General features: G+C 68.2%; 16 protein-coding genes. 10 read left to right on the top strand and 6 right to left on the bottom strand.

The annotated features are described in order from the left end of the window. The first annotated feature begins 58 nt into the window (after positions 1-58). Both ACFW6D_RS25115 and ACFW6D_RS25120 read left to right on the top strand, forming a co-directional pair. Entirely contained in the window at positions 59-1,117 is a 1,059-nt protein-coding gene (locus tag ACFW6D_RS25115; protein ID WP_379331963.1) for an AAA family ATPase, read from the top strand. Beyond that, the gene (locus ACFW6D_RS25120; RefSeq protein ID WP_379331965.1) at positions 1,063-2,976 is read left to right on the top strand and encodes a hypothetical protein; all 1,914 of its coding nucleotides are present in this window, start codon (positions 1,063-1,065) and stop codon (positions 2,974-2,976) included. Before ACFW6D_RS25115 ends, ACFW6D_RS25120 begins: the two co-directional genes overlap by 55 nt. Positions 2,977-2,991: 15 nt before the next feature. Here ACFW6D_RS25120 and ACFW6D_RS25125 read toward each other — a convergent pair whose 3' ends face one another. The 3 genes from ACFW6D_RS25125 to ACFW6D_RS25135 all read right to left on the bottom strand — a co-directional run bounded on the left by ACFW6D_RS25125 (position 2,992) and on the right by ACFW6D_RS25135 (position 5,217). After that, the gene (locus ACFW6D_RS25125; RefSeq protein ID WP_379331967.1) at positions 2,992-4,233 is read right to left on the bottom strand and encodes an RNA polymerase sigma factor; all 1,242 of its coding nucleotides are present in this window, start codon (positions 4,231-4,233) and stop codon (positions 2,992-2,994) included. Then, a complete protein-coding gene (locus ACFW6D_RS25130) occupies positions 4,233-4,622 on the bottom strand; it encodes a YciI family protein (protein ID WP_379331969.1) in 390 nt (129 codons plus the stop codon). The genes ACFW6D_RS25125 and ACFW6D_RS25130 overlap by 1 nt, the downstream gene beginning before the upstream one ends. A gap of 97 nt (positions 4,623-4,719) precedes the next feature. Continuing rightward, positions 4,720-5,217 (bottom strand): GNAT family N-acetyltransferase, encoded by a 498-nt coding sequence (locus ACFW6D_RS25135; protein ID WP_379331971.1) that lies wholly within the window; start codon positions 5,215-5,217, stop codon positions 4,720-4,722. 141 nt (positions 5,218-5,358) lie between these two features. Here ACFW6D_RS25135 and ACFW6D_RS25140 point away from each other — a divergent pair, with 141 nt between their 5' ends. Both ACFW6D_RS25140 and ACFW6D_RS25145 read left to right on the top strand, forming a co-directional pair. After that, positions 5,359-5,961, top strand: a complete 603-nt coding sequence (locus tag ACFW6D_RS25140) for a DUF5134 domain-containing protein (RefSeq protein WP_379331973.1) — start codon at positions 5,359-5,361, stop codon at positions 5,959-5,961. Between the two features lie 58 nt (positions 5,962-6,019). Then, positions 6,020-7,411: a hypothetical protein gene (locus ACFW6D_RS25145; RefSeq protein ID WP_379331975.1), complete on the top strand. Its 1,392-nt coding sequence runs from the start codon at positions 6,020-6,022 to the stop codon at positions 7,409-7,411. Here ACFW6D_RS25145 and ACFW6D_RS25150 read toward each other — a convergent pair. The 3 genes from ACFW6D_RS25150 to ACFW6D_RS25160 all read right to left on the bottom strand — a co-directional run bounded on the left by ACFW6D_RS25150 (position 7,408) and on the right by ACFW6D_RS25160 (position 9,393). After that, entirely contained in the window at positions 7,408-8,109 is a 702-nt protein-coding gene (locus ACFW6D_RS25150; RefSeq protein ID WP_379331977.1) for a PhzF family phenazine biosynthesis protein, read from the bottom strand. The two genes, ACFW6D_RS25145 and ACFW6D_RS25150, sit on opposite strands and share 4 nt — an antisense overlap. A 112-nt stretch (positions 8,110-8,221) precedes the next feature. Then, positions 8,222-8,761 (bottom strand): carboxymuconolactone decarboxylase family protein, encoded by a 540-nt coding sequence (locus ACFW6D_RS25155; protein ID WP_378905620.1) that lies wholly within the window; start codon positions 8,759-8,761, stop codon positions 8,222-8,224. A gap of 44 nt (positions 8,762-8,805) precedes the next feature. Beyond that, positions 8,806-9,393 carry a peroxiredoxin gene (locus ACFW6D_RS25160; protein ID WP_378551676.1) on the bottom strand — a complete coding sequence of 196 codons (588 nt, stop codon included), beginning with the start codon at positions 9,391-9,393 and terminating at the stop codon, positions 8,806-8,808. Positions 9,394-9,473: 80 nt separating this feature from the next. On the opposite strand from ACFW6D_RS25160, the gene ACFW6D_RS25165 reads away from it, so the two are divergent. From ACFW6D_RS25165 to ACFW6D_RS25190, 6 genes are all read left to right on the top strand, one after another. After that, a complete protein-coding gene (locus ACFW6D_RS25165) occupies positions 9,474-10,382 on the top strand; it encodes a LysR substrate-binding domain-containing protein (protein ID WP_379331979.1) in 909 nt (302 codons plus the stop codon). 135 nt (positions 10,383-10,517) lie between these two features. Next, entirely contained in the window at positions 10,518-11,120 is a 603-nt protein-coding gene (locus ACFW6D_RS25170; RefSeq protein WP_379331981.1) for a biotin transporter BioY, read from the top strand. Continuing rightward, on the top strand, positions 11,117-11,797 hold the full coding sequence (locus ACFW6D_RS25175; RefSeq protein WP_379331983.1) for an energy-coupling factor ABC transporter ATP-binding protein: 681 nt from the start codon (positions 11,117-11,119) through the stop codon (positions 11,795-11,797). The genes ACFW6D_RS25170 and ACFW6D_RS25175 overlap by 4 nt, the downstream gene beginning before the upstream one ends. Beyond that, the gene (locus tag ACFW6D_RS25180; RefSeq protein ID WP_379331985.1) at positions 11,794-12,396 is read left to right on the top strand and encodes an energy-coupling factor transporter transmembrane component T family protein; all 603 of its coding nucleotides are present in this window, start codon (positions 11,794-11,796) and stop codon (positions 12,394-12,396) included. The genes ACFW6D_RS25175 and ACFW6D_RS25180 overlap by 4 nt, the downstream gene beginning before the upstream one ends. Positions 12,397-12,500: 104 nt before the next feature. Continuing rightward, entirely contained in the window at positions 12,501-13,091 is a 591-nt protein-coding gene (locus ACFW6D_RS25185; protein WP_379331986.1) for a TetR family transcriptional regulator C-terminal domain-containing protein, read from the top strand. Positions 13,092-13,170: 79 nt separating this feature from the next. Continuing rightward, positions 13,171-13,911, top strand: coding sequence for an SDR family NAD(P)-dependent oxidoreductase (locus ACFW6D_RS25190; protein ID WP_379331988.1), 741 nt, complete (start codon positions 13,171-13,173; stop codon positions 13,909-13,911). Positions 13,912-13,969 lie beyond the last annotated feature (58 nt).

A 13,969-nucleotide genomic window follows, 5' to 3' on the forward strand; every position in this document is an offset into this window, starting at 1 on the left:
CCCGATGCCGTGCGGGCTAGCCTCGGCTCTGTTCTGATCGAACAGGGGGAGGACCTGCGTGCAATCATCGGTGACCGTGACACCGGATCAACTACCGGAGTTGCTGCTGCATGTCGCGGTGGTGCGACCGGTATTCCTGTGGGGCGCACCGGGAATCGGCAAGAGCTCCCTGGTACGGACCTTCGCCGAATCGCTCGGTCTCGACTGTGTCACCCTGCTCGGCACCCAGCTCGCCCCCGAGGATCTGATCGGGGTCCCGCAGATCGTCGATGATCGCAGCCGGTTCGCTCCGCCGGAGATGATCGCGCGGCCAGAACCGTATTGTCTGTTCCTCGACGAACTCAATGCCGCCTCGCCGGAGGTGCAGAAGTCGTTCTACTCGCTGATCCTGGATCGCCGGATCGGCACCTACGAACTGCCCGCGGGCTCGGTCGTGATCGGCGCGGGCAATCGCGCCACCGACAACGCTCTCGCCCGGCCGATGGCCTCCGCACTGGTCAACCGCATGGTGCATCTGCACCTGCGCGCCGATGTCGACGACTGGCTGAAGTGGGCCGCCACCAACGACATTCACCCCTGGATCATCCGCTACCTCACCCAGCGCCCCGACCACCTGTGGTCGGCCCCACCCAAAACCGAGGCCCCGTTCTCCACGCCTCGCGGCTGGCACATGCTCTCCGACGCCTTGCACTCCTGCGGCGACGACATCGACGACACGACCCTGCAGGTCCTCTCCGCGGGCACCCTCACCCTCGGCCACAGCTCCGGTTTCCGGGCGTTCGTGAAAACGATCCGCCACGCCTACGACCTGGACGCGGTCATCAAGGGTGATGCCTCATGGCCGCGCGACCCGGCCGACCGTGACCTGCTGTACTTCCTGTCCGAAACGATGCGCGCCCGGCTGATCAAGGAACTCCCTGGCGACCGTGCGCACACCTCGCCCGCGGTGCAGCGCTTCGTGCTGCGCGTCAAGTCCCTGCTGATAGAACTCGCCGAGATCTCGGTGGAGTGTGCGCAACTGGTGATCGCCTCGGACACCGACGGGGTGCCACTGTTGCCGTCGTGGTTTCTCGTCGAGGTCTCGCGGGACCTCCCGCGCCTGGCAGCGCGGCGCTGACCATGGCCTCCACCCGCAAGCGTCGTACGGCCGTGGATCCGTGGGAGCAGGCGATCGATGACGGGTGGAAGTCGGTGCGCGACCATCCGGCATTGCAGCCACTGATCACCGGGTCGTCGAACACAGGGCCGGTGACCACCTATCTGTACCGACTCGACGAGCGGACCCCGCGCGAGGTGTGGGCGCGCCTGACCGGCTCCGGCATGCACTATCACCCGAAACGTCGTGCGAGCGCGCAGGAATGGGCGTGGGCGTTCGCGCACTGCCTACTGCACGCCGGGTTCGGCCACCTCGACCCGCGAAACACGGTGCCCGACAACATCATCGACCTCGATTCCAGCGACACCGAGAACTCGCCCGAGGCGCGCGCACCACATCCGGCCTATCGAGCCGCCTGTTGTGCCGCCGTCGACACCTACCTGGCGACGATGAAGATCGGCACCAGGCCCGACGCTTTCCCGCCGACGCCTGCGCTGACCGACGAGCACGCCGCTGCCGCCCGGTGGCGCGACACCGCGGTGCCGGACGCGTTCGCGCGCGCGGGGATCGCCGATTTCCTGCTCACCTCGCCCGAGACGGCGAAACGTGTGGATGCGCCCGCCCGATTCGCGAAGGGCATCGCCGACGCCGCCCGCGCGGCACTGGCCACCGCGGGCGGGGAACGCGGCGCCGACGGTGTGCTGCGTCACCGTGGGCCGTGGGACAGCGCGCTCGGCTGGTTCGTGTCCTCGTTTCCGCTGCTCGGAGCCCTCGCCGCTGGCATGACGGTGGTCGCGGACGCCGATCTCGCACGCAGCTGGGACATTTCGGTCGCCGCAGTGAATGCCGAAGCCGCCGAGATCTACGTCAATCCGCTGCTCCGCCTCGGCGAGGAACAGTGGCGATTCGTCCTCGCACACGAAATGCTGCACGCCGCACTGCGACACGGCGAACGCGCGCAGTGGCGTGACCACTATCTGTTCAACATCGCCTGCGACTACGTCGTCAACGGTTGGTTGGTCGAGATGGGTGTGGGCGAGATGCCCGAAGGATTGCTCTACGACCCGGCGCTGAAAGGGTGTTCGGCCGAGGAGATCTACGACCGCATCGCCGTCGACCTGCGCCGACTGCGCAAACTCGCCACCCTGCGCGGCCGTGGCCTCGGCGATGTCCTCGACGAACCGCTGCCACACCCCGGCAGCGCGGGCCGCTATATCGACCTCGACGAGTACTACCGCAGCGCGCTGATGACCGGGCTCGCGTACCACACCGACAGCGGCCGCGGATACGTCCCCGCCGCCCTGGAACAGGCGATCCGCGCCCTCGACCAGCCCCCACTGCCGTGGGACGCGCAACTGGCCCAATGGTTCGACGAACACGTCCCCACCGTCGACAAACGGCGCAGTTACGCGCGCGCCTCCCGCCGCCAGGCCTCGACACCCGACATCCCGCGCCCGGCATGGGTGCGGCCCGAAGAGAACGTGCGCCTACCGACTTTCGGTGTGGTCCTCGATACTTCGGGCTCCATGGACGTGACCTTGCTAGGCAAAGGGCTCGGTGCCATCGCCTCGTACGCGCTGGCCAGAGACGTGCCGCGAGCCAGGGTCGTCTACTGCGACGCCGCCGCCTACGACGCCGGTTACCTCCCGGTGGAAGAAATCGCCGCCGGTGTGCGGGTCCGCGGGCGCGGCGGCACGGTCCTGCAGCCCGGCATCCGCCTGCTCGAACGCGCTGACGATTTCCCCGCCGAGGGCCCGATCCTGGTGATCACCGACGGCCAATGCGACGCACTACGAATCCGCCGCGAACACGCCTTCCTCGTCCCTGCGAACGCTTCGCTCCCGTTCACCCCGAAGGGCCCGGTTTTCCGCCTGCGCTGAGCGTGCCGCGAGGGTTCAGGTGGTGTCGGTGAGGCGGCGGATGCGGGTGTTGAGGTAGCGCTGTTCGGGAATGCTGGCCGTGAGTTGTGCTGCACGGCGGTAGCTTTCGAGGGCAGCGGGTTTGTCGCCGATCAGTTCGAGCAGATGGGCGCGGACCGCGTGGGTGCGATGGTGGCGGACCATCACCGGGTCGTCGAGTAGCGGATCCGCCAGTGCCAGGCCTTCTTTCGGACCGAACGCGGTACCGACCGCGACCGCGCGGTTGAGGGTGACGATCGGGCTGGGGGCAACGCGGTCGAGCATGGCATAGAGGATCGTGATCTGACGCCAGTCGGTGCTCGCCCAGGTGGGAGCCTCCGCGTGGACCGCCGCGATCGCCGCCTGCAATTGGAACCGGCCGACGTGACCGCGAGGCAGGACACGTTCGAGCAGACCAACCCCCTCGGCGATCATCGATTGATCCCAGCGCGTGCGGTCCTGTTCGGCCAGTGGCACCAGATCGCCGTCGCGCATCCGGGACGCGGAGCGGGCATGGGTGAGCAGCATCAGCGCCAGGGCGCCGGCGACTTCGTCGTGATCGGGAATCGCCGCGTGGAGTTGGCGGGTCAGCCGGATGGCTTCGGCCGCCATGGTCTCCTCGACCAGCGTGCCACCGGCCGAGCGGGTGTGCCCCTCGGCGAACATCAGGTGGCAGACATCGAGGACGGCGGCGATCCGGGCAGGTAAATCGGCGTCAGCGGGTAGCTCGAAAACCGCACCGGCCGAACACAATGTCGAACGAGCCCTGGTCAATCGCTGGGTCATCGTCCGATCGGGGACGAGGTAGGCGGCGGCGATCTGGGCGGTGCTCAGCCCGGCGACGGCGTGCAAGGTCAAGGCGACCTGGGAGGAGCGGCTCAGGCTGGGATGGCAGCACAGGAGCAACAGCCGCAGGGTGTCGTCGCCGTCGTCGGATGCTGCGTCGGCGGCGGCCGCGACGTAGGTGTCGGCGGGCTGGGCGAGCGCGACTGCCTGTTCGCGTTCCGCGCGGGCGTGGTCGGCGCGGGCGCGGTCGATCAGTCGTCGCGAGGCCACCGTGATGAGCCAGCCGCGTGGGCTGTCGGGCAACCCGTCTCGAGCCCACTGTGTAGCCGCCGCGGCCACCGCTTCCTGGGCCGCGTCCTCGCAGTCGCCCAGGTCGCCGTGCCTGCGCAGGAGAGCGGCCAGGACGTGCGGCGCCTCCTGCCGCCACACGTCCTCGACCGCTCGCGAGTCCATCAGTCGTGTTCGCTCAGCTGCATGGTCGGGCGCAGTTCCACGGTTTCGCCCGGTCCGATGAACTGCGCGGCGATCTCCTCGGCCCGCGCGCGGCTCTCGACATCGATGAGGAAGAACCCGGCCAGATGCTCCTTGGCCTCGGAATAGGGCCCGTCGGTGACGAGGGGCTTCGCATCGTTCCACCGATACAACCGCGACGACTCCGGCGCACCGAGCGCCTCACCACCCAGCAACTCGCCCCGCTCGTGCAGCTCGCCGAGCAAGGCCTCGAAGTCCGCGTTCAGCCGATCACGCTGCTCGGCGGGCAACGCCTGGAATTCGGGCAGGTAGTCACCGGTCGGGTGACCCCACGGCTGCGGATTGGAATGGATCATGATCACGTACTTCATCGTGACTCCCTACAGCGTCGCGGATGCGTCCCGTCGACCCATCCTTACCCGGTACGTCGGAGTCGGCGAGGCCATGTCGACATCATGTCGCGAGGAGTCAGCAACGATCCAGTGGCAGGGTGAAGAACTGGCTCAGCGGGTCGAGGGAGTAGCTGCCGAAGGGTTCGCATTCGGTGAAGCCGTGGCGCAGGTAGAGGCGGCGGGCCGGGGCGAACAGATCCTGGGTGCCGGTCTCCAGGCTCAGTCGCCGATAGCCGCGTTCTCGGCCGACCGCGATCAGGTGGGCGAGCACGGTGGCGGCGACGCCACGGCCGGTGTGCCCGTCGGCGGTGCGCATGGACTTGATCTCGGCGTGTTCGGGGTCGAGTTCTTTCAGCGCACCGCACCCGACGAGGTCTTCGCCGGACCACGCGCTCCACACGGTCACCGCCGGATCGCGCAACGCGGTGAGGTCGAGGGCGTGCATGCTCTCGGCGGGGGAGGTGCTCGCCATTTCGGCGTGGTGGGCGGCCAGCAGGGCACGGACCTGCGCGCCGGAGAGGTCATCGGCCACCACGCGGAGCTGGTCGACCGCGACGGTTCGGTTATCGGTCATAAGTCCAGTTTGCGGGTCGGTAGCGATGTTCGGCGACTCGGGTCGACCCCCGACAGTGTGACTTTGCGAACGTCAGCGGGCACGTCCGACCGCGGAAAAGCAACCCGTGGGCAACGCGGGGGTGCGAGCATGGTCGAGCGGGTGTCGACTCGGAAGTGGTGGGGTGTGGCCGATTTCGTGGAGCAGTATGCGTTCGTGCGGTGGCCGGTGGTTGCCGCGTTCGTGCTGGCGTCGCTGATCGTGGCGACCCGGCTGACCAGGCGGCCACCGCCCGCCTTGCGGGTCGATGCGGCGTCCGAGGGTGCGCACCTGCTCATGTGCCTGGTGATGCTGGCCATGCTGGTGTTTCCCGCGGCCGTCGACCCGCACGCGATGCGCGGGCTGCTCACCGGCCTCACCGTCGCGTTCGCCGTCCTGCTCGTCGAACGGGCCGTGCAGTGGCGTAGCGGACCCGACGGTGTGCTCGCGCTGGGCTATCACACCCTCGCCGCCGCGGCGATGCTCTACGCGATGACCGGGCACGGAGCGGTACACGGAGAAGGCGTGGCGACCTGGCCCGCCGTCGCGCTGGCGGTACTGTTCGGCCTCGACGCGCTGCTCGCGCTCGGTACCGTCGGTCACGGACCGGGCTGGCACCGCTTCGTCCACCCGGCCGGCGCACACCCGCTGACCTCGGCCCTGGTGCCCCATGTGGTGATGGATATCGGGACGGCGTTCATGCTGATCGCCGCGATCGGCCGGTGAATACCGATCCACAACCGCTCGCGCTGCGAATTCCATTAGTGCGGGCAGGAATTCGACGATGAGCGGGCAGCGCGGTCCCGGATCGACACCGGGAGCTCGCGGTGCGGCCTCACGCGCACCCGACATCGGCGCCGACGATCGCGAGGAGATGCGCGCGCTCTACCGCGCCACCGGTGCCGCCGCGTTCGGCCTGGCGCTGCGGGTACTGCACCGTCGCGGCGCAGCCGAAGACGTTGTCCGCGAGGGATACCGGCGTGCGCGAGCCGCGCAGTGGATCGTCGACGAAGACGACCGTGAATCCGACTCCCACTCGCCGGAATTCGCGACGGACAACGCACAGGACCAGGTACCACAGCACGGCCCCGATCTCGGGACCCCATGGGGCCGTTCGGCATTCGTCGCCACCGAAAAGCGGTCCGACCTGGCACCCCACACCTACGGTTCGATGGACATCGCATTCGGTCGCGGTGTCGTCTATACCCACGACGGCGCCCGCCTGTCCGACCGTGCGAGCACCGACCACGGCGATGCAGACTCGCGTGCCCATGGACCGGATCTCGGCGCCGACTACCCGGAGTTTCGGCACGAGGGCATCGACATACATCCCGGTCCCCACCACCGAATCCCCGCCGACCCTGGCTTTTCCCGCCCAGATCAGATCGAAACCGCCGCTCCCCACGCTGACCACGGCAACATTCGGGCAGACCTCCCTGGCCAGGCCACGCCGGGCTTCGGCCCCCTCGGTGCGCAGTGGTCGAGTGCGGGTGGGCCCGGCACGGAACTTCCCGGAACGAACCACCCCGGCGCACCTTCTGCCCGGATCGGCCCCGACACCCCGGCATTCACCCCCGACCAATCCTGGCTACTCGCCCAGATCCACCGCCTCGCCGTTCAGCGCCTCCGCCTGGACCGCCGCGGCGGCGACGACATGCCATGGCTGGCGGCCGCGGCCCGACTCGGCTTCGACGACCCCCTCGACAGCCGCTGCGAAATCTTCGTCCTCGCCTACTACGGTGGCCGCACCTACCGCGCCATCGGCCGCGAACTCGGCCTGCGCGTGCCGATGGTCACCAGACTGCTGGCCGAGAGCATCGAACGCCTCGCCGAACAGCGGATCGACCGGTGGACGGCCAGACAGTCGTGGTGCCCGCCCGGCTCGGTCCTGTCCCTGGCCGACGCCTACGCCCTCGACGCGGTCGCCGAACTCGAACACCACCACATCGAGAACAAGCTCACCGCCACCACACCGAACAGCCTGTCGCAGTTCGCCTCTCGCGTGCGGGGTGTGCACGAAATGCTGGCCCAGCTGGCCGCCGACGACCAGCACACCCCGCCCCGCAACCTCGAAACCCGCATCCTCGCCGACCTGGGCGCCGCACCGCCGCGGCGCGGCCACTGGACGACGAGACCGCCCTGGCTGCGCCGCTTCGGCAGTGGGACGGAGAGTTAGAGCACCACCACGTGGTCTTCGGCGACCCGCCCGCCGAGGCGGACCCAGCCGTCGGAGTCCCATTCGGTGTAGAGCTGTGAGCCCTGCCCCTGCGTGATGATCAGTCCGCGCCGCAACTGCGCGGTGAGCGCGACCGCGGCCGCCCCGGTCGCCTCGTCCTCGGCGATGCCCATCGCGGGCGCGAACATCCGCGAACGCACCGTGCCGCGCGTTTCGTCGACCCAGGCCCAGAAATAGTGCTGACCCTCGGTGAAGTCGCCAGGTGTGAGCGCGGTGAGTTCATCGACCGAACCCACCTGCTGGAAGTCGAATTTCGGCGCCCACTCGGCACGCGCGGTGATCCAGGTCAGACCGTCGGTCTGGGTGACGGCCACCGGCCCCGCTGGCACGTTCAGTGTGTGTACCGGCGTGCGCTGCAGGTCCAGCCACCACGCGGTGCCGACGGTGGGATGCCCGGCGAAGGGCAGTTCGACGGCGGGTGTGTAGATGCGGACATCGGCCACGCCGTCCACGGGATCGGAGACCACCGTGGTCTCGCTGAAACCGAGTCGCGCGGCCAGTTCCTGTTTGTCGAGAGCGACGACATCGCCCGCGCGGGCGACCCCCAGCGCATTGCCGAAATTTCCGGCCGGATCGGTGAACACTCGGACGACCTCGACCTGGATATCCGGGGCATCGGGCACATCATGTGCATTCATGATCGCGAGCCTACCGGCCGTCCAGTGGCACGGGGCAACCCTGCAGCGACTCCGGCGACGAAAGCGGCCCCGACCCGGAAGATCCGGATCGGGGCCGCTTTACGGCGAAATATCAGACAGCCGCCGAGGCCAGCGCCTCGGTCGACGCCACCGCCTGGCCGACGCCGGCGACGATCGCGGCCGCGCGCAGCGACTCGAAGATCACCTCGCGCGACACACCGGCCTCGCGCAGCGTCTTCTCGTGCGCCTCGAGGCAGTGCGCGCAACCGTTGATCGAGGAGACCGCGAACGACCACAGCTCGAAATCGGCCTTGTCGACGCCCGGGTTGCCGATGATGTTCATCCGCAGACCCGCGCGCAGGTCGTCGTAACGACCGTCCAGGAACGCCTTACCGCGGTAGAACACATTGTTCATGCCCATGATCGACGCGGCACCCAGCGCGGCGTCGTACGCCTCCGCGGACAGCACGTCGGCTGCCTCTTCGGCGATCTCGCGCAGGGTGGTGGCCGAACGGGTGGCGGCGGCCGAGGCAAGAAGGGTGCCCCACAGTTGCTGCTCGTTGAGCACCGTGGTGCGTGCCAGCGAGGACAGATTGAGCTTGAGGTCCTTGGCGTACTCGGGAAGAGAGTTCTTCAGGTTCTCGATGCTCATGACAGTGGGGCTCCTCTGGGGTGTTTCGGTGGGGAAGTGGTGAATCAGACGCTGGCGGAAAGGAGTTCGCCCGCGTCGATGGTCGGGTCGCCCTTCTTCCAGTTGCAGGCGCACAGCTCGTCGGACTGCAGGGCGTCGAGCACGCGCAGCACCTCGTCGACATTGCGGCCGACCGAACCGGCGGTCACCGAGACGAACTGCACCTCGTTGTTCGGGTCGACGATGAAGGTGGCGCGATCGGCGACGCCGTCGGCGTTGAGAACGCCGGTGGCGGTGGCCAGTTCACGCTTGAGGTCCGACAGCATCGGGAACGGGAGGGTCTTGAGATCCTCGTGCTGGGCGCGCCACTGGAAGTGCACGAACTCGTTGTCCACCGAGGCGCCGAGCACCTGGGTGTCGCGGTCGGCGAACTCGTCGTTCAGCTTGCCGAACGCGGCGATCTCGGTCGGGCACACGAAGGTGAAGTCCTTGGGCCAGAAGAACACGACGCGCCACTTGCCCGCGTAGTCGTCGCTGGTGATCTGGGTGAAGTAGTCGTCGGGCTGCTGTGCGTCGACCTTGGAGAGATCGCCTCCGATGACGGCCTTGAGGTTGTATGCCGGGAACTGGTCGCCGATGGTCAGCAGAGCCATGCTTCGTCTCCTCATTGGTGGTGTGGTTGGTGTCAGCCTACTGAAAGGTAAAGCCGATTGCTGCCCGTAGACTGATAGGTGTGAGTGATCAGACTTATCAGCCAACCCTGTCGCAGCTGCGTGCGTTCGTGGCCGTCGCCGAATACCGGCATTTCGGCACCGCCGCAGCGCGTTTGACTGTGAGTCAACCCACGTTATCGCAGGCGCTGGCATCACTGGAAAACGGACTCGGACTGCAGTTGATCGAGCGCAGCACCCGCCGCGTGCTGGTCACCGCGGCCGGAATGCGGCTGCTTCCGCAAGCTATGGCGACCCTGGAAGCGGCCGACCGATTCGTCGCCTCGGCCACCGGCGACACCCTCGGCGGCACGCTGCGCCTCGGCATCATTCCGACGGTCGCGCCCTACGTGCTGCCCGAGCTGCTGCCCGAACTGAGTCGGAAATTACCCGGGGTGGTGCCGCAGGTGGTCGAGGACCAGACCTCGCGCCTGCTCGACGGATTGCGCACCGGTGTGCTCGACGTGGCGGTGCTCGCGCTGCCGACCGAAGCGAGCGGATTGGTCGAAATACCGCTCTATAGTGAGGAATTCGTGTTGGTCACCCCGCGCGGTCACGAACTGGCCGGGCGAACGGACCTGACCGCGCCGGCGCTGGCAGAGCTGCCGCTGCTACTCCTGGACGAAGGTCACTGCCTGCGCGATCAGACCCTCGACCTGTGCCGCTCGGCCGATATCCACCCCGGCTCGGTCGGCGACACCCGCGCCGCCTCGCTCACCACGGTCGTGCAGTGCGTGGCGGGCGGACTCGGCGTGACACTCATCCCGGAGATGGCGGTGCCGTCGGAGACCGCGCGCGGCACCCTCGACACCGCGCGTTTCGCCGACCCCGCGCCCGGCCGCACGATCGGGCTGGCATTCCGCGCGTCGTCGGCACGTGCCGCCGATTATGAGTTCCTGGCGGCCGTCATCCGCTCCAAACGTCCCTTCTGACGCCGCACCCGAGCCGAGGTGGGTGTCGTCGGTGCCCGCGCGAAGGTGCCGCACGTGCGCGCACGTCGCCGTTCCGTCCGCGCGACCGCGCAGCTCGCCTGTTATTTTGAACGTCGTTCAATTCTGCTGTGAAGGATGTCTGCCGTGCCCGAAGTCGAAAACTCCCCGAAGCGGGCCACCGGATTCGCCGCCAGGGACCTGGCGCAGATCGCGGTGTTCGCGGCGCTGATCGCCGCCCTGGGCCTGCCCGGTGCGATCACCGTCGGCTTCAGCGGTGTCCCCATCACCCTGCAGACCCTCGGTGTGATCCTCACCGGCGCGATCCTGGGCGCCCGCAAGGGCACAGCCGCGGTGGCGGTGTTCATCGCGCTGACCATGATCGGCCTGCCGCTGCTCTCCGGTGGCCGCACCGGACTCACCGCGCTGGCCTCGCCGACGGCGGGCTACCTGGTCGGCTGGATTCCGGCGACGCTGGTCATCGGTCTGCTGACCGCCATGATCCTGCCCAAGTATCCGCTGGTGTTCGGTCTGCTGATCAATGCCCTCGGTGGCCTCGTAGTCATCTACCTGTTCGGCACTGCGGGCCTGCTGGTGCGCACCGATCTCGGGGTGTGGGCGGCGGTGTCGACCAACTTCGCGTTCGTGCCCGGCGACCTGGCCAAGGTCGTGATCGCCACCGTCGTCGCCAAGGGCGTGCACCGCGCGTACCCCGGACTGATCGGCGCCAAGACGTCGTGAGCGAGATCGTCGTCAGCGGGGTCGGTCACCGTTTCGGTGAGCGCACCGTGCTGCGCGAGATCGATCTGCGGATCACCGAACGTCGGGTCGGGTTCATCGGCGCCAACGGGTCCGGCAAATCGACCCTGGCCCGCATGCTCAACGGCCTGCTGAAGCCGTCCACGGGCGCGGTCACCGTCGACGGACTCGACGTCGCCCGCAAAGGCGCGCAGGTACGGCGCAAGGTCGGGTTCGTGTTCACCGACCCCGACACCCAGATCGTGATGCCGACGGTCGCCGAGGATCTCGCCTTCTCCCTGCGCCGCAGCGGGCTCAGTAGAACCGAGGTCGCCGAACGAGTCCAGCGCATGCTCGACCGCTTCGGCCTCGCCGCCCACACCGACCACCCCGCGCACCTGCTCTCCGGCGGCCAGAAGCAACTCCTCGCGATCGGTTCCGCGCTGATCCGTGAACCCGAGGTGATCGTCGCCGACGAACCGACCACGCTGCTCGATCTGCGCAACGCGCGTCGGGTGTCGCAGGCGCTGAACTCCCTCGATCAGCAGGTGATCGTGGTGACCCATCAGCTCGGATTGCTCGACGGCTTCGATCGAGTCGTGGTGCTGGACAACGGTTCCGTCGTCTTCGACGGTCCGCCCGTGCCCGCCATCGACGCATATCGGCAATTGATCGAATGATCGGCCTGTACTGCCCCGGCGACTCGCCGCTGCACCGCATGCCGGCCGGGGTGAAGCTGGCGCTGTTGGTGGTCGCGATCCTCGCGATGACCGTGTTCGTGCGTGGGCCGCTCGGCGTGCTGATCGCCGCGGCCCTGGTCGCGGGCTTGTTCGCGCTCGCCCGCATTTCCTGGCGGGTGGCCTTCGCGCAGATTCGCCCGGTGCTGTGGATGACGGCGATCATCGGAGTGTTCCAGCTGCTCACCACCTCGCCCGCGCGAGCCGTGGTGGTCTGTGGAGTGCTGCTCGTCTCGGTGGCACTCGCGGCGCTGGTCACGGTGACCACCCGGGTGACCGCCATGCTCGACGCGTTGACCCGCGCCCTCGGCCCGCTACGTCGCCTCGGCGTGAACCCGGAACGGGTGAGTCTGCTTCTCGCCCTTGCCATTCGGTGTGTGCCGCTGCTGGCGCAGATCGTCCACGATGTCGGCGAGGCGCGACGAGCGCGCGGGGTGTCATGGTCGGCGACGGCGTTGGTCACCCCGGTCTTGGTGCGAGCGCTGCGGACGGCCGACGCGATGGGCGAGGCGCTCGCGGCGCGCGGGGTCGATGATGACTGACGTCGGCACGCAGGCGCCGATGTCGAGGCTCGGCGTCCGCGTGTGAGGCGGAGGTTCGCTCAACCCCTTGCAATTCCTAGACGACCGGTCGTATAGTTCGTCGCATGGCACGACCACGGCGCAGCGATGACACTCGCGCACTTCTCATCGAGGAGGGCGCGGCCGACCTGCTGGCCAACGGCTATCACGGCACCGGCATCAAGCAGGTGCTCGACAAGGTCGGCGTGCCGAAAGGCTCGTTCTACAACTACTTCGACAGCAAAGAGACGTTCGCGCAATCCGTGATCGAGCATCACGCCCTGTGCATCCAACGCAACCTCGCCGACGCTTTCGGCTCCACCGACGACCCGCTGGTCGGCGTGCGCACCTTCTTCGAGCGCCAGACCGCCGAGTTCGTGCGCACCGACTTCACGGGCGGCTGCCTGCTCGCCAATCTCGCCGCCGAGCTCGAGGGCAGTGACGTACTGCGCGAAGAACTTTCGACCGCCTGGACCGGTTGGCGCGACGGTGTCGCGGGGGCGTTGCGCTCCGCGCAGGCCGCCGGGTCGGTGCGCGACGACATCGACGCGGTCGACCTCGCCGACCTGCTGCTCGAATCGTGGGAGGGCGCTGTGATCCGCATGAAACTGCAGCGCACCGTCGAGCCGCTGCACAAATGCTTGAAACGTCTGCTGGACGACTACTTCCGGCCCTGATCCGGGTCGGGTGGAGCGTCCGGTCGTCTGCTGCCCATTCCAAGACGACCGGTCGTATCAAATGAGAGGGAAGACGATTATGTCCACCATCAAGACGGTCATCGTGACCGGATCCTCCAGCGGGATCGGGCGCGATGTCGCCCGTGCCGTCGTGGCACGGGGCGACAATGTCGTGCTCAACGGGCGCGACGAGGCCAAGCTCGCCGCGGTGGCCGCGGAGTTGGGCGCGCCGGAGCGCACGGCGACCGTCGTCGGCGATATCGGTTCGCCCGCAACGGGTTCGGCGTTGGTCGCGGCCGCGGTCGAGCGGTTCGGTGGGGTGGATGTGCTCGTCAACAACGCGGGCACGTTCGCGGCGACGCCGTTCACCGAGGTTACCGAGGAAGAACTGACCGGCTACCTCGACGGCAACCTGAAGGGCACCTACTTCACCACCCAAGCGGTGGTTCGTCAGCTGCGTGCGCAGGGTCGCGGCGGCAGCATCGTCAATATCGGCACGGTGCTCGTCACCCACCCGATCGCCGCGATTCCCGCCTCCGCGCCACTGGCCAGCAAGGGCGCCATCCACGCGCTGACCACCAGTTTGGCGGCCGAACTGGCCGTCGACCGGATCCGTGTCAACGCTGTCGCACCCGGCTTCGTGCGCACACCGCTCCTGCAGGATGCCAATGCCGAGGTGTTCGGTGGGTTCGCCCTGCTCGAGAGGCTGGGCGAGGTCACCGAGACCACCGCGGCCGTGCTGTATCTGGCCGACGCGGAGTTCGTCACCGGCCACATCCTGCCCGTCGACGGCGGCTTCATTTCCGGCCGCGCGGCCTGAAGCACCGAAAAGTCGTCATACCCAACGGATTCGGGTCCGCAGCAGCCCGATCGCCGGT

It is taken from the genome of Nocardia sp. NPDC058705 (genome assembly GCF_042749305.1).
Classification (GTDB): domain Bacteria; phylum Actinomycetota; class Actinomycetes; order Mycobacteriales; family Mycobacteriaceae; genus Nocardia.